Annotated in this window: 9 protein-coding genes; 4 read left to right on the forward strand and 5 right to left on the reverse strand. The window is 41.4% G+C overall.

The window, feature by feature from the left end; genetic code table 11:
• Positions 1-3: 3 nt before the first annotated feature.
• Positions 4-1,599 carry a glycoside hydrolase family 43 protein gene (locus PQO01_RS06765; RefSeq protein WP_274148597.1) on the reverse strand — a complete coding sequence of 532 codons (1,596 nt, stop codon included), beginning with the start codon at positions 1,597-1,599 and terminating at the stop codon, positions 4-6.
• A 181-nt stretch (positions 1,600-1,780) separates the two neighbouring features.
• Here PQO01_RS06765 and PQO01_RS06770 point away from each other — a divergent pair, with 181 nt between their 5' ends.
• The 4 genes from PQO01_RS06770 to PQO01_RS06785 all read left to right on the forward strand — a co-directional run bounded on the left by PQO01_RS06770 (position 1,781) and on the right by PQO01_RS06785 (position 8,090).
• Complete coding sequence (locus PQO01_RS06770) at positions 1,781-3,607, forward strand: glycoside hydrolase family 2 TIM barrel-domain containing protein (protein ID WP_274313271.1); 1,827 nt, start codon at positions 1,781-1,783, stop codon at positions 3,605-3,607.
• Positions 3,607-4,566, forward strand: coding sequence for a Gfo/Idh/MocA family protein (locus PQO01_RS06775; RefSeq protein ID WP_274313272.1), 960 nt, complete (start codon positions 3,607-3,609; stop codon positions 4,564-4,566). The genes PQO01_RS06770 and PQO01_RS06775 overlap by 1 nt, the downstream gene beginning before the upstream one ends.
• Positions 4,567-4,731: 165 nt before the next feature.
• The gene (locus PQO01_RS06780) at positions 4,732-7,245 is read left to right on the forward strand and encodes a sodium:solute symporter (protein WP_274313273.1); all 2,514 of its coding nucleotides are present in this window, start codon (positions 4,732-4,734) and stop codon (positions 7,243-7,245) included.
• A gap of 59 nt (positions 7,246-7,304) precedes the next feature.
• Entirely contained in the window at positions 7,305-8,090 is a 786-nt protein-coding gene (locus tag PQO01_RS06785; protein ID WP_274313274.1) for an L-fucose dehydrogenase, read from the forward strand.
• An 80-nt stretch (positions 8,091-8,170) separates the two neighbouring features.
• Here the strand turns inward: PQO01_RS06785 and PQO01_RS06790 are convergent, their stop codons facing one another.
• The 4 genes from PQO01_RS06790 to PQO01_RS06805 all read right to left on the reverse strand — a co-directional run bounded on the left by PQO01_RS06790 (position 8,171) and on the right by PQO01_RS06805 (position 15,999).
• Complete coding sequence (locus PQO01_RS06790; RefSeq protein ID WP_274313275.1) at positions 8,171-8,386, reverse strand: hypothetical protein; 216 nt, start codon at positions 8,384-8,386, stop codon at positions 8,171-8,173.
• Entirely contained in the window at positions 8,383-8,472 is a 90-nt protein-coding gene (locus PQO01_RS06795) for a prepilin-type N-terminal cleavage/methylation domain-containing protein (RefSeq protein ID WP_274313276.1), read from the reverse strand. The genes PQO01_RS06790 and PQO01_RS06795 overlap by 4 nt, the downstream gene beginning before the upstream one ends.
• Positions 8,473-9,103: 631 nt before the next feature.
• Positions 9,104-13,366, reverse strand: coding sequence for a LamG domain-containing protein (locus PQO01_RS06800; RefSeq protein ID WP_274313277.1), 4,263 nt, complete (start codon positions 13,364-13,366; stop codon positions 9,104-9,106).
• Between the two features lie 32 nt (positions 13,367-13,398).
• Positions 13,399-15,999 carry a hypothetical protein gene (locus tag PQO01_RS06805; RefSeq protein ID WP_274313278.1) on the reverse strand — a complete coding sequence of 867 codons (2,601 nt, stop codon included), beginning with the start codon at positions 15,997-15,999 and terminating at the stop codon, positions 13,399-13,401.
• Between the last annotated feature and the right edge of the window lie 154 nt (positions 16,000-16,153).

Below are 16,153 nucleotides of genomic sequence, written 5' to 3' on the forward strand. Positions count from 1 at the left end.
AAATTATAAAGCAATGTTAGTAGCCACTAGGTCTGGATTAACCATACTAACTATAGAGCGATCATCATGGGCACGAGTTGAAATGTCTTTGTAGCTAAAGCTGTGAAAGAGAGCTGAGTTTGCGGATTTCGCACCATTTGAACTTGCGTAGAGGGCTGTGTAGACGCCCGTAAAACCACCTGCTACTTCTGTAGCTATATGGCGGACTTCAGCTTGACCAAGTTCGTAAGTTTTGCCCTGAATTTCCGCGGAGAATATGTACCAAATATCATTGCTAATGATTTTTAGCTTTACTTCTCCACCTGCAGGGATTTGTACTGAATTAACTTCAAGACGTATAGATCCGAGAGCGCGTTTCAAAGTTATGAATCGTTTGCCATCTATTGCGTGTATTGCAATTGCGTGCCAATGATTTTCATTCATACCTACGCTTAAGCCGGCTTCCTCTAAGTTTTTAGGGTCAAAGCTCATATTGATTTCAGTTTGACTATCAAAATGCTGTTGACGGCGCCCAATCCAACTGAGTTGATGGTTTGAATCAAGCGCAGGCTTTAAACATTTGAGGCGCAGGCCCTGACTTTCAAGTGACCAGCTCCCTGGGATTGGGTTACGTCTAAAGTTCCAGCCGAGATCGAGTTCGTGATCAGCAAAGTTGTCGGTGTATTCAAACTTATTTTGTTTGGCGACTGGAGCGGGCAGGAGTTGTGGGACATCCATACAAAGCTGAAGGAAATCCCCTTGGATTTGTGGCCATTCACCATCCCAATTCACTGGAGCGAGATAAGTTTCGCGGCCAAGGTGGTGGATAAATGGGTATTGGGAGTGACGGACGCCGAGGCAGACCATCCACCATTGACCATTTTGGTCTTCAAAAAGCTCAGCATGCCCCGTTGACTGAATGGGAAGAGAGCTTCCTCTATGGCTTAAAATTGGATTGTGCGGACAGGGTTCATAAGGGCCAGTTATTTCTTTAGCACGAGCCATGGTGACAGCGTGAGTGAACTCGGTGCCACCTTCTGCTATTATGAGGTAATACCAATTGTTTTTCTTGTAGGTATGTGGCGCTTCTGGGTATTTTCCACCTGTGCCACCCCACATGAAGGTCGGTTCATCTCCAAGTAACTCACCAGTCTTAGGGTTCATTTCCCTTAAGTATACGCCTTGTCGATTGTTCCAGTGTAGGTAATTAGATGCAAAGTAACATTTACCATCATCATCCCAGAAGAGAGATGGATCGATTCCACCTTGAGGAACTTTTATGGGGTCGGACCAATCTCCAGCAGGATCCTCTGCAGTGACGTAAAAATTGCCGATGCCAGTTGTATCCGTAGTCACCATGTAGAAAAGTCCTTCATGGTAACGAATAGTCGGGGCATAGATACCACCCGATGCTTTACAGTTAATTAGATCGAGCTGACTTTGACGGGTGAGGCAATGGCCGACTTGTTCCCAATCAATAAGGTTTTTACTTTTAAAAATAGGTACACCAGGAAAGTATTCGAAAGTGCTTGTTACCATGTAAAAGGTATCGCCAACTCGGCAAACACTTGGGTCGGGGTAGAAACCTGGGAGGATAGGGTTTTTATATTTTGTAATCATGGGATTGATGAGCTTTTGGTTTTATCTATTGAAGAACTGCTTTTTATTATTTTAATAAAATACATCAAAATACATTGTCAAATCATTTTGTATGTTATATAGTATTCTATATTTATTATTATAGATTTTAAAGTAGACTTAATTGATGATGCATAAGTCAAGTTAAAAAGGAATTATTACTATGTTTAAAACTCGAAATTCGTTTATCGACCTTAATGGAACTTGGAAGTTTAATCCAGATCCTTACCAACGTTGCAGACAGCAATCCTGGTGGAAACAAGAAGGGGATAATTCAGGTTTTTTCCCTTGCTTCAATATGGATGGCATGTGGGATACGCAGGTACCGTCAACTTGGAAAAAGGAATTTGAGGAGCTTAAATGGTACGATGGCCATGCTAACTATGCACGTGACTTCGACGTCAACGAAATCCCCGTTGGCCATGAGGCTTTTTTGTGCATTGATAGTGCGACCTATCGCTCAGAGGTTTATTTAAATGGTGAACATGTGGGGAATCACGAATGGGCTTATTCTCCTTTTCAATTTAAGGTGACAGATTTACTTCAAGAAGGCAATAACCGTATATTTGTGCTGATCGATAATTTCATGCAGGAGGATCGCGTACCTGGCATTCGCACCGATTGGAATAATGACGGTGGTCTCACGGGTTCGGTTAGAATTATTTTTGTGCCAAAGAGCTATATAGAGAATTTTAGAACTCAGACAGTTTTAGAAGATGATAAGGTTAAAATTCAGGTTGAGATATTTGCGCAGTCAACTGAAGGTGAAACGACTTTGGATTACGAGTTTAAAATTGATGAATTGGCTTTGAGTCATAAGGCTTCTGCAAAAGTCGGCGAAAAAGAAAAATTTGAATTTGTTTTAGAGCCTTCACAGATTGAACTTTGGGACCAAGAAAATCCGAAGCTCTATAATACGAGTATTGTGACTGCCACAGAAGAACTAAACGATGAGATTGGCTATCGCGAAATCAAAACTGAGGGTGAGAAAATTCTTCTCAATGGAGAAGAAATTCGACTCTATGGCGTGGCTGTGCATTCCGAATTCCCTGATACAGGTCGCGTTCCCACAGCTGAGGGTATTGAACTTATGCTTGAAAAAGCACGTGAATTGGGTTGTAACTTTTTGCGATGCGCTCATTACCCTTATGCGGAAGAGTTTGGCAAGGCGATGGATCGCGCCGGCATGCTTTGGTGGGAAGAAGTTCCTGTATATTGGTTACCTAATGTACATCAAGAGCCTCAATTGAGTATAGCACTTGGGATGATGAGGGAGACTGTATTACGCGACTGGAATAGAGCATCTTTGATTTTTTGGTCAGTTTCCAATGAATGTGCTGGAGATGGAACTGCGGCGGGTTCAAATAGCGACTTAACGACAGGCAATTATCCCTACTGGACGAAAGCATGTACACAAATTCGCGAACTCGATCCAAGTCGCCTAATCAGTTCAGCTGACTCAGGTCACAGGAAAACTGAAGCCAATAAGGACTGGACTCCAGATGCAGGAGATCACTTTGACACGGAAATTGCCAAAGAAAGTTGGCATCCAGGCCATCCTGACGAGTTTTATGAATTGATGGATGTTTTGGGGGCGAATCTCTATGTTTCCAATCCAGGAGATAACCCCATTGCGACACAGAAATTTGTAGATATGCTCAAGCGCTTTAATAAGCCACTTATGATTACGGAGTTTGGTTCCATGTCAACTACAGAGGAAACTGATAGGCCGGAGACTGATCTTGGTCACCCAGTACGTCACGAAAAAATCTTGCGAGAGGCCTATGCTACCTACCATGACCATGAGGAAATAGTGGGTTATGTACCTTGGGCTTTGATGGATTGTCGTGTGCCTATGCATTGGCGTTGGTATAATCGTGGATCGGGAACCTTTGCCTATGGCATGTTGGACAATAATTACCAAAAGAAATATGTTTTTGGCGTCGTTCAACAAGAAATCGCTAAGCTGCGCAAAAGGTTTAATGATTAGTGAAGAAAATTAAATTAGCTCTTTGGGGAGATAATGGTCATCAGATTTATAAAGATCTAGAATTACATCCAGAATTTGAGCTTGTGGTAATTGGTTCTATTGCGGAGTCCGCAGAAAGAGATCTTTTGAAAAAGTACTCTGAAGCCAAGCTTGAAAATGATTATGAAAAAATAATCCACGACTATGGTGTGGAGATGATTAGTTTATGTTCAGAATATCGTTCAGAACAGGCTGATTTAGCTGTGCGCGCTTTAGATAAAGGCATACATGTCTATGCAGAAAAACCCTGTGCTCTAAGTGAAAAAGATTTAGATAGAATTATTGCGAGTGCTGCAAAGTCAAAGGGACTCTTCCACGAGATGGCGGGTACGCTTTGGGAAGAACCTTACTGGTCCATGCGCAAGATTGTGCAAAGTGGCCAGATTGGAGAAGTGGTTCAGGTTCTAGCTCAGAAATCCTATCCCTATGCAGATTGGCGACCTCGGAACGAAAAAGTGGATGGAGGTCTAGTAGCTCAAGTTGGTGTCCATGCCGTACGTTTTGTGGAGCATGTGGCTGAGCAAAAGATCAAAGATATTCATTGCCAAACAAGTACACTTGGCGAAGTACGCAAAAACTCAGAGCTAAAAATGGCAGCTAATTTCAGCGGTAGGCTTGAGAATGGAGGACTTTATTCCTGTATAGCTAATTACCTTCATAACCCTGGAATGGGTAACTGGGGAAATGAAATGCTAAGGATCTTTGGAACAAAGGGAATGATTGAAAGTTGTGATGCGGGGAGACGGACACGCATGATTATCGGCGATAAGGATTTTGGTGACTTGGATTTGTCGGATGAAAAGCCAGACTTTTTGGATGAGTTTATCAAAGAGATTTGCGAAGGTCGTAAAATGCTTCTCTCACTAGAAGAAGAACTCAGCCCGACGCGCTGGATGATCAGAGCTAATTTTTTTCAATGAAATCACTTAATCTTTGTCCTTAGTTATTGACTAATGGCACTAGCAGATTAATGTATGATAATATGTATTTTTAATAAAACTTAAAGCTTTTTGTATAGCCATTTTTTTCTTTTTTAGCTACGGGGGCTTATACAAGGTATAATGATTAATTGATAGGGTAAATATATGAGTAAATTTTATAAACAACTAAGCTTCTTGCTTTGTCTAATTTGTTTTGTTCCGCTAAATGCGGCAGAGCAACATTTAATTATTGAGCGATCTAATTTTAGTTTTAATTCACTCAGTAAAAACTCCCTAATATATCAGCTTGGCGAAAAGCCAGTTCTTATAGATCCTGAAAATAACACAATCTCTTATAAAAAAAATAATACCTGGCAAGACCAAAGTTTCACGGAATTGCCCAAATTTGCAGCCTATGCCGAGGGTGTGGATAAGATCTATATTGTAGGTGGTGTTATCGCAGGCCAGCAGAGTAAAAAAGTTTTTGACTTGAGTCTAGTGGGAGATAAGCTGCAACTAAATTCTCTGCCAGACATGCCCCATGGGGTTTTGAATGCAGGTGCGGGTGTTTTCAAAGGAGCGCTTTATGTCTGTGGTGGACTAGAATCTGTTTACGCTAATGAAGCCTCGAAGAAAGCGATTCGTTATAATTTCTCTGCAGAAATTCCCAGCTGGGAAAAACTAGAGGATCTACCTGAGGCAGTGTATTCCCCCAGTGTCATCGAAGGTTTTGAAGAACTATTGCTCATTGGAGGTAAAGTTTTTAATCAAGCAGGTGTGGGCCTAAGTACTAATAATGTTATGGGATTTCGTCTTGCTCCGATTGATGGGCAGACCAAGAAAGGCTGGCGGAAATTAGCGCCAATTCCTCAAACTTTATCAAATAACTGTGTAGCTAAATTGGGGCAATCTCATATTTTATTACTTGGTGGAGAGAGCATTAAATCAAATGACAAGAGTGAGCTATCAAAGAAGGTTTACTTTTATCACAATATGAGTAATACATGGATGACTGAGTCTGTTGACATGGAGCCTAGAAGTCATGCTTTTTTAATTAAGCAGAAGGATAACTACCTATTGTGTGGAGGTCGCAATCCTAAAGGGGAATTACAAAATAAGGCAGTGCACATAAAAGTTCAGAGGGTTGTCAAAAGTCTAGAGTTTTTAGATTACGCAGTAATTGTTGTTTACTTTATCATTATGGCGGGTATCGGTGTCTTTTTTGCCAAGAAACAGGATACAGCAGAGGAATACGCACTTGGTAACCGTGGAGTAAAATGGTGGGCGGCGGGAATATCGATGTTTGCCACTGCGGCGAGTTCAATAAGTTTTATGGCGATTCCAGCCTTGGTCGCGGCCACTAGTTTGGTTCACGTAAGTGGTGTGCTGTTGATTATTCCCGCTTTCTTTGTTTCAGCTTATCTGACCTATCCCTTACTCAGACGTTTGAAAATCACCTCTACCTTTGAATACATGGAACTGCGCTTTGGAAAGAGTTTACGCATAGTTGGTAGTATTCAGAACATCACATATCAGTTGGCAGGAAGAATGAGCGTAGTTATGCTTTTGCCTGCTTTGGCAATTAGTGCTGTAACAGGCCTAGATATAATGTTGAGTATTTTGTTAATGGGGGGCTTAACGACTTTGTATACTTGTTTTGGTGGTTTTGAAGCGGTTATTTGGTCAGACGTTATGCAGGGGGGCATGATGCTCCTTGGTTTATTAATTATTGCCATCTTTGGGATATGGGCTTTGCCAGAGGGCTTTACGACTTTCTATGAAGTTAATCATGCAAACCACAAGCTCAATGCATTTTTATTTAGCAGTGATATGTCCTTGCCCTTATTTATATTTTTTGCTTTAAATACGATCATCGTGCAAATGAATTTTGTCTCAGATCAGTCCTTGGCGCAGCGTATTCTCTGTACCCCAGAAAAAGATGTGCCAAAGTTGGCTGGAGCAATGACGGCGTGCAGTATTGTTGTTGCCGTTCTTGCGGGGTTTGCCGGCTTGAGTTTATTTGCTTACTTTGCGACTTTCCCTGAAAAGATGGATGTGATGATGAAGAACGATAGCATGGTTCCGCTCTTTATTGTTCAACAATTACCTGTGGGGTTAGTGGGCTTAATTATTGCAGCGCTTTTTGCGGCATCCATGTCAACACTATCTAGTAGCATGAATAGCTGTGCGGTACTCATATCTGAAGATTTTTATAAGCGCTTTAGTAAAAATCCTGATGAAAAGAAAGCTTTAACTCTTATGAAATTATCGACTTTTGTGTTAGGTGCCATAGGGACCAGTTCAGCTTTAATTTTGTCTAAAATCGATACACCGGCACTAATGCAAGTTTGGGCCGAAATTTGTGCGGTTTTATCGGGAGGTTTTATCGGTGTAGCCATCCTAGGTATATTCACTCGGCGCACCAATTGTGGTGGTGCAGTTGTTGGCGTTGCGGCGAGTATTATAGTTTCGCTCTTGCTGAAGAATTACAGTACGATTCACTGGTGTTCATTTGCGGTATTCTCAACTCTAAGCTGTCTGTTTTTTGGTTATTTTAGTAGTTTTATTATTCCCGGAAAGAAGAGAGATTTAACGGGCTTAACGCTTTGGGATATGTACCCTGCGGAGGAAGAAGAAGCTAAAGATTTGGATCTTGAGCAGAAGGCCGTGGAAGCCTAATTTTCCAGACTTTTACTAGCTAATTATATTTTCAGATTAATAAATATTTGGAGTGAATTTTGGATCTTAATTTAAAAGATAAAGTGGTGATCATCACTGGTGGTGCCAAAGGTATAGGAGCTGCGATTTCGGAATCTTTTGCAGCAGAAGGAGCTAAACTTGTCATAGCGAGCCGCCCTTCGGTAATGGCGTCTGAGTTTGTGGATAAAATAAAAGAAACAAGTGAAGTTCTCTACATCCAAGGAGATCTAACGACGCCAGGTTTTTGTGAAAAAATTATTGATCAAACCGTCCAGAAATTTGGTCAAATTGATGTGCTTGTAAATAATGCAGGTGTAAATGATGCTTGTAATATCGATGATTCATTGGATAAGTTTCAGCAGTCATTAAATACCAATTTAATTCAGGTTTTTGAATTGGTTCATTACGCTTTTCCGCATCTTGAAAAAACTAATGGTAATATCGTTAATATTGGTTCGAAAGTAGCTGAGACGGGGCAGGGCAATGCAACAGGCTACGCGGCGGCAAAAGGTGCGGTCAATGCTCTTACTAGGGAGTGGGCACTGGAGTTTAGAATGAAGGGAATTAGAGTTAACTCAATTATTCCTGCAGAATGCATGACACCACTTTACCGCAGCTGCCTAGATAGACTTCCTAAGCCAGAAGAAGAGGAACGACGCATTACTAGTATGATTCCTCTCGGTGAAAGAATGACTAGGGCAGAGGAATTAGCAGACCTTACTGTATTTATTGCATCCAGTCGCTCGTCTCATACCACAGGGCAGATTATCTATGCAGATGGTGGATACACTCACTTAGATCGCAAGTGTACTGTAAAAGAATGAAGTTGTTCGCGTAGCTCACAGAAAGACCGTTCGCGTAGCTCACAGAAAGACCGTTCGCTTACTGAAAAGACTCTAAGAAATTAATTATCGTTCCAGTTCCATTTAGTTCCTGTGGGAACAATGTTGTTTAAGCCGTTATGAATGAGATTGCCAATTTCATTTGTTTCCCAGATACCGCTGGTTGAAAGCTGATATTCCGATGAACCGATTAGGGTATTTGTTTTAATGGAACTTACCGAGCCATCAATAATAGCAGCGTTTAAACCACGGTTTTCATGGTAGCCGGTAGAGATCATATTGAAGGTGAAAGTAGAGAAGCAAGAATGCCAATGATTGCCACGACAACGAGAATTTCAATTAATGTTACGTGCTTCTTTTTCATAAATCATTTCTTAATTATGATTACAAGCTGCATCACCTTAGATTTCAATTTACGCTAAGTACTTGTGGCTCGCAAGGGTATTGTAAATCTATCTAAACAACAAAGGTATGTTAATTTTTCTATTAGTATTTCAATTATTTAAGGAGCCTTCATAGTGAATTATAAGTGTTTTTTACGGAGGGTTGAAATAATTTCACTCATTAGAGAAGAGTCGTAAATGCGGACATCGCGAACTTCGCCTTGTAAGGTAGTTTTGAAAAATCTTCTCACGTCTAAAGTCATTTTGTAGTGCTTGTTGGATTTGTCTTAGCGCGATTGTCTGGGACTCCTGCTTTGTTTAAAACTTAATCACCGGTGGGGGGAACCGCGAAGTGGGACTTCCTTGGAGTGAGTCAGGCCAAGAGAATAAATGCTAAGTGGCAGCAAGTATTTTCATGTAAGCCTCAAACAAAAGTATATTAATGATTTGTCTTTTAGCTTAACTTTTTTGAATGTTTGATTAATGGTAGCTCTTAATACTACGAGCCCATGAGCATTATCTAATGCCTCTCCTTGATTGAGATTGAAATCAATCAAGAACTTAGGCTTTTATCCCCTGTAAGTATTAGATTAGCTGCTGTTGAGAAATTGTTTATTTTCTGCTCCGTAAAATAAAAAATCCTACCATGAATAATGCAGATATTGTACCAATGCCTTTAAGGATTTCTTGTTCGTCCATATTCATCAGTCTATGTTGAATAGATAAGTTCTTGTTATCCGCAGTTTTTTTTTGGATGATTTCACTGTCCTGAGGTTGTGCAATCTCATGATCTACACCATTAAGTCTATTAGGCTTGAGAAGTTTATGTCCTCTGGCTTTAGAATTTTCTGTGAACGAATCTTTTTGATCACCAATAGTAATAGTGAATGAACTTGCGGATTCAGTAATTTTGGGTAGTGGGTCGCCATCTTTAAAGGGGTAGATAATTACTCGAAAAGAGGCCTTAGCTGTTTTGTTTTTAAATTTTAGGTTATGTGGCATTTGTTCAGTTGTCAGATTCATTTTGGCGCGATCCACATCCTGAGTCGGCAAAATATGTTCAACAACAAATTCGCCCTTGCCTTTATAGCCAAACATTTTGACCATGAGATGTTTTTTTTGATCTTTAGGGTCAGTTAAGATAGCAGTGTCGCCATTGATTTTATGGAGAGTCATATTTTCTTTTAGGTCATCGGGTAGTGCGGCATGCCAGATGTACTCGCGTTCTTTATTATCCTTCTTAAAATCATCGGCAATGATGATGTAAGGGTGATCACCACGGGCAAAAAGGGCAGTTCTGTAGGCGTATTCAAATTCTTGTTTCCCTTTATAATTGACAGGATCAAATTGATCGTAGTCATGATAAACTGGAGCATAGGGACGATCTCCAAGGTACCAATGAGTGAGGTATTGCTTAGGCATATCAAACCATGGGCGTGGATCGGGCTTAAGGCGAGTATAGTTGAGGTTTGGCCATTTGTTGTTGATTTGGCGATAGGACCCCGTAAGCTCACTACTGAGTATATCAAAGTTTGCCCCTTTTTTTTCTGCTGCGCCATTGTAGTAGAGTGAGCGAGCCATAGTTCCATCTTGACCTTCACCGTCAACGGTGACACAAGAGTTGGTACGGCTGTGCTGATTAGCCCTGCTGCGAAATTCAAACCACTGACGTTCGAGGGCATTGACAACAAAGTAGCCCTTGGTTGGTGCTGAATGACCGCCTTTGATAACACGGGGAACAAAATTGAGTTGCAGGGCATCTTTTTCCCAGCTACTGCGACTGATCATTTGACCGCGAAAGTCACTAAAGTAGCCTAGAGGTTCACCCGCTTCTTTGACGGCTTGTTTAAGGTGTTCTTGTAGATTGTCTGGACCTTTCCAGTCCTGAGTATAAACAGAAGAAATCATCCATGATTCCTGACCAAAAGTACTGGGGCGCTTTTGTGTATAAGAGCTTGCTCCGTCATCTATTGTGTGTTTGAGGTAGTTGATTATGGGATCGTTTGGGTAAGCGTAGTGTAAGACATTGATTGGAGCGCTGGGTATACCGGCATTACCACCATTTTTTTGATCATACATGACCGTTTTGTGGGTCCAAGGTAGGCCAATATGGAGATGAAATTTAGTCACATTATTATACAGGGCTTTACTTGAAATGATTTTCTCTCCTTTAGGCTGCATGCGTGAAAGAACGGACATTTGAGTTGAGTTGATATTACTTTTCCCCATACCCTCATAGTGGGCGCCTGATTCAGGGTCGTTCATGATTTCAGCACAATTATTCACTGCTCGTGCGGCTTGATCATAAGTGAATTGGCAGAAACCATCCTCACCATAAATGGATTGCAGAGCAATGAGCATATCGCCGGTGATCCATGCCTGCCAGTTTGAGCGATTGGCGTAAAGAGCAGGCATAGCGTACATACCTATGCTCCAATTTCCTGCTGTAGCAGTGGCAATGACTTTACGAATTGTCTTTTTCTCACCTTCAGTCATCCAGTTATAGAGGTAATCATACATGATTTGAGTTGAACGTCGTCCAAGAATATCGTGATAAGCATGTTGCCAACCGTTATTATTTTGACTACGCCAATAATCAATAGTTTGTTGTTGCAGATTTGCGGAAATGATCATTTTCTCTATAAGCTTACGAGCTAATTTAGTATCAGCTTTAAGTAAGGCTTCAAGAGCTAAGGCAATTCGTCCGCTTGAGCTTTGGCTGTGTTCATCAAAAACATATTTACCATCAATTTTAAAGGCACCTTTGGGTGCGTATGGCGGTTTTTTATCCGTTAGTTTGGAGTTGGGAGTATAATTGCTAAGGTCATGACCAAATTGAGTTCGAGTGTAAAGATACATAAATGAGTGATTATTATTTCCGTGACGACTCTTCAAGAATGACTCTCGAATACGGGGTAAATCATTCATCGTCATATTTAGGCGTGGGTGGGTGTATGGGGAGAGCTCCTTGCCATCGAACCTATCTTCGGAAAAGTGTTCGGATTGATAACTCGCTGTAGGTTTCGGAAAGTTTTTTGCGATAAAGTCGTCTCTATAAACGCGAGAAGTGTAGGGGTCATAAGCAATGCGCTTATCAATAGCTAAAGGTCCTTGTTTACTTTTATAAATAGCTGCGACTTCTTCGTTATTTAAGGTTGTATCGTAGAGGGCATAGTCGTCGATAATGGCACCCTTAAGGTTGCATAGTAAAGAGGCTTTTCCCGAGGCTTCTTTTTCAAATGGGGCAAGGCTGTAGACTGCCAAGCGCCCGTCAACATAGAGCTTTTTAACATTGCCAGTTTTGGCATAGGTAAAAACGTAATGAGTCCAACGATTATTAGCTTTTACAGTTGTTGCACCCTCATACCATTTGACGATGATGTCAACAAGTCCAGTCCCTTGTGGATCTAGACGATATTTTCGATAGTGATTTCTCCAGTATTGCTTTCCATTCTCTCCTTGAACGTTAAGTAAGTCACCAGTAATTTTACCCTTTTCGTGATAAACCCAGAAGGAGGCGGAAAATTCATTTTTTAGTTCATCGAATTGACCTAGTGATAAGGGACCATTAAGAAGTTTAACTGCTTGGCCAAATTTACCTTTTTCAACCTGTTCAATATTTTTTGCGTCAAAGGCCAAGGTCTGGCCTTTAGAACCAAAAGTCGAGAACTTATTATTTTCTAGTTTATCAAAGGACCAGTATGAGATGGGCTTGAGCTTTTTATTTTTTATAGCGGCGGCTCTTCTTGGGTGGTAAGAGACCATATGTCCTTCAATACGATCAGCGGGAAGAGTGTAAAGCTTCGCATTTTTTGGTCCCTTATCTTTGGCAAAAACGACTCCATTAACCAGCTTTTCGTCTTGGCCAGCTTCATTTGAAGTCGTTAATTTAAATTTGTAGTCACCGATTTTATTAGTCGAGAAAATTGTTTTGGGGTCACTAGGATCAGCAAACTTTCCTTTCGCACCTTTGGGTTGTTGGACAATACTCCACTCAAACTTTGTTTCTCCAGCATTGTTTCCTTTTATGAGTTCAGTGCCCTGCATCATAAATTGTGCTTTTGATGAGTTGAACCATGAGCCTTCTTTCAAGAAAGTTGTGTAACCCATACCAGGGTCTGCAATGGGGATAGTTTTTTCATTTACATAAAAATCTTTGGCACTCAACTGTTTGATTTGATCAGCATTTAGTGCACGACCATAGAGTCTAAATTCATCGAAGTTACCTTCTGCGCGATTGTGTGGAGAGCCATTGGCACCAGACATTGATAATTTAAACTTTGTGGATGGGTCCCAAGGACTAGAATGTTTTACAGTTTGTGCTTTACCATTGAGATAAAATGTGACTTGATCCCTTTTATAAACCAAAACTAAGTGATTCCACTGCTTAGAACTCATTTGGTCTTTAAAGAAGCCTAGGGTCTGCTTTGTGCCTTTATTGTCTAAATTGATGCGAAAGCTGTGGTGTTGACCTAGAGAAAATATGTTGCTTTTTGAATCTTCAGTCTTATGAAAAATGATCATGTTATCAAAACGATTTTTATCATCTAAGGGCTTAAATAAGAAAGACATGGTCCAATTCTGAGGAAGAGTCAAAGCTTTTTCACTTGATAAGGTACCTCTTACTCCTCTAGGTAAATGAGCTGAACCATTTAAAAAGCCCTCTTTGCTCTGCCAATGAAGTCCACCGTGGCTACCAATTCGATCCCAGCGTACCACGCCATCATTACCGCGACCGGAAGCGTCTGCTTCAAAAGCTCCGAATTCGTAGGGTGAGTCAAATTTCCAATGGAGAATTAATGATTGATCCGCTGAAAAAGCACTTGGTAGAGCAAGATATAAGGCTGCAAAAAGGAGTTTATTTATTATTTTCATGAATGACCTCTAGGCTTTAATTAAAATGCTTTTCACAGCTCTGCAAGTTTTTTGTTATTTCGACTAATAGATATTTTATTACGCCCGTTATTTTGCATCGTAAAAGTAATGACATCCACCTGTTTGCCAATAGTCACTGTGACCTGATTACGGGATTCATTCCATTCATACTTTGGCAATTTGGCACCCTTATAATGAGGGTAGAGCAAGACTTTGAAGTTAGGTTCTACCGCACGACTGGGAATCACTAAACGTTTCTGAAGTTGAAAGCCGCGACCCTGTGGCCAACTACGAGCGTCTTTTAACTCAAATGTCTCTAGGCGGATCTGTGGATTGGTGTAAATATCTTCTGGAATGGTGCGATCGAGAACACTGACTAGGCACATGGGCACTTTAGCGCCGATTTTGCGATTGAGGCCTGGCTTCATTTCCACATTGGGGTGACTCTCGTCAAAAAGCATGATCTCGTGTGTGTTAATTGAGGCGATTTCGGTATTTGGAGTGAGCATCATCAACCATTCATAAAGACGCTCTTGATCATCTTTCTTGATATCATCAGTAATGAGGACGTAGGGGTGTTCGCCACGAACGAGCATTGCACTGCGAAAAGCCTTTTCCACGGGATTATGCTCAATACGCAAAGGGCGAGAATATTCATCCCAAATTCGGGGGTCACCCTTTTCAAAACCTTTATAAAATTTTTCTAACTTAGGGTGACGGTCTACATGATCCTGCCATTTAAAGTCGAGATTTTTTGCTAGGAAGGCATCGGCTTTTTCGGTGAAGTTTGCGTAGCGCGCAAATTTTCTGCGAGGATCATTGAGATCGACATAACCACAGAGCTCACCAGGCCAGCGCCAGGCGTGGGAATAGGCGGTATCGACTGCGGCAATAGTTACATCTTCATTGTCTTGCATGCCAAGCCAAGTGGAAGGCGGTGTGAAGTAACCCTGTCCCTTACCGTCGATAATGACCAAGCTATGATGGCGACCTTCAACGGAGCGAAAGCGCTCATCAGCCCAAACACGTCCTGCACCTGTGAGTGTGAAAGCCCCCTTGTCGGCGTGTTGGTGATTGGGGGCATGACCATCGTCACGTGCTTCGAATTGCAACTGCAATTGATCGAGCCCCCATTTATCACGTGTTATGAGGGAGTTTCGATCGGGATCAAAAAAGGTGTTTTTTAAGCCTAGGTTTTTTCCATCATTGTATTGTTTTTTAGAACTATCCGCCGCAATAATTAGGTCCATATGAGGGTAGGTATTGTAGAAAGTTTTTTTATTAGGTGGAGGGAAATTACCATTTTCATCCAGTTCTACCTGGTTGGTTCTTTGCAGAACATAATCTACAACTGAGTCATTTGGATAGAAACGTTTAAAAGCCTGCATGGTCATGGTGGAAGGACCACCCTGACCACCATCGCCATGACTGATAAAACGCTGGCCTGAGTCATTACCTTTACCAAAGGCATTGGGTTGCGATGATTGAGCATACCAATTGACGGAGTTTTTCCAACGATTGAGATTCCAGATGTTATCGCCACGACGTGCCATAGCAATGAAACCTGGGATAGCCCAGCGCAAGCCAAATTGTGAATAACCTATGGCCTCATCTGAAGACCCCATATCTGACCAACCATATTTCACAAAGTCGCTAAGAATTTCTCTGGCATGATCAATGACGCGCTGATCGTTGCCGGGTTCGCCTTCAGTGGCTAATGCAGTGAGATAAAGACCTCCAGAGCCAATGGCAATCCAGTTCCAGTTGCGGAAGTGGTGGGGCATGTGCGAACCCATAGTCGTTTTACCAAAATGATATTTATTAAGAGTTTTCCGGCAATTAGCGCGTTGTTCTTCGCTCATCCATTTGTAGGCGTAGTCGTACATGAAGGCAAACCAGGGTTCCCCATCGATTGCCGAACGCCTATTACTGCGCCAGACATCGCCATTGAGCTGAATGGACTGTTCATTTAAACGAAAACCGTGGAAACGATCAGGCGTATTATGTTTATCGGTGGTGATTTTTCCCGATTTGAAACTTTCATCCATTGCTATAAGGCGCTTGTGGTAGATCTTTGATAGGGTGGAGATTGCCGCGGCAACTTCCTTTCCCATTTTTTCATCTTCGCGAATTAATGAATCCAGTGCTTCAGTCATGAGCACATAAGCAAAGCCGTAACGATGACTGTATTTTTGCTTACGGGGAAATTTCCTTTCCTTTTTCATAATTTTCATCGCTAAATCTTCATCGCCAGCAGCAAGTGCTTTTAGAAGTTCATAGGATTCAGAGCCTTTGTTGCGAATGGATTCTTTTTGATTGACCGTGATTTGGTGGTAAGCGTAAGCGCCGGCCAGGGTATTCTTTATACCTGCGCGAATGCGAGGTAAGTCTTCAGGGGAAATGAGAATGCGCGGGTGAATGCCTGGGGCAGGGACTTTGCCAAAGGCATAGGGATCGAAATTTTTATCATCAACTTTACTCAAGTCAACTTTTGGAGAATCCGGCCACATGTATTCTCCGTTGAGGATTTGATCAGCACTGAGTTCGCCCGGGAGTTGCGCCATAGGTTTTTCAGCACTCAATGTGATTGAGCTCAAGAAAGCTAAACTTGCTTTGAGTAAAGTTTTTTGCATGTGTACACATCCTTAATCAGTATTTATAATATCAAATGACTATAACTCGAGTAATATAGTATTACAATATGTATTTTATATTATTTTTATAGAGCTTTTATAATAAGTTGTTTAAAGCTATAATACGTTTGACTGCCGAATTTTACTCATACTT

Source organism: Lentisphaera marina, from assembly GCF_028745505.1.
In the GTDB taxonomy this organism is placed as follows: Bacteria; Verrucomicrobiota; Lentisphaeria; order Lentisphaerales; family Lentisphaeraceae; genus Lentisphaera; species Lentisphaera marina.

What these genes read in the sequence shown, in the direction of transcription:
- PQO01_RS06790 (WP_274313275.1), bottom strand. Translation starts at nt 8,386, where the DNA reads ATGATCTCTACCGGCTACCATGAAAACCGTGGTTTAAACGCTGCTATT.
- PQO01_RS06805 (WP_274313278.1), bottom strand. Translation starts at nt 15,999, where the DNA reads ATGCAAAAAACTTTACTCAAAGCAAGTTTAGCTTTCTTGAGCTCAATC.
- PQO01_RS06765 (WP_274148597.1), bottom strand. Translation starts at nt 1,599, where the DNA reads ATGATTACAAAATATAAAAACCCTATCCTCCCAGGTTTCTACCCCGAC.
- PQO01_RS06770 (WP_274313271.1), top strand. Translation starts at nt 1,781, where the DNA reads ATGTTTAAAACTCGAAATTCGTTTATCGACCTTAATGGAACTTGGAAG.
- PQO01_RS06795 (WP_274313276.1), bottom strand. Translation starts at nt 8,472, where the DNA reads ATGAAAAAGAAGCACGTAACATTAATTGAAATTCTCGTTGTCGTGGCA.
- PQO01_RS06800 (WP_274313277.1), bottom strand. Translation starts at nt 13,366, where the DNA reads ATGAAAATAATAAATAAACTCCTTTTTGCAGCCTTATATCTTGCTCTA.
- PQO01_RS06780 (WP_274313273.1), top strand. Translation starts at nt 4,732, where the DNA reads ATGAGTAAATTTTATAAACAACTAAGCTTCTTGCTTTGTCTAATTTGT.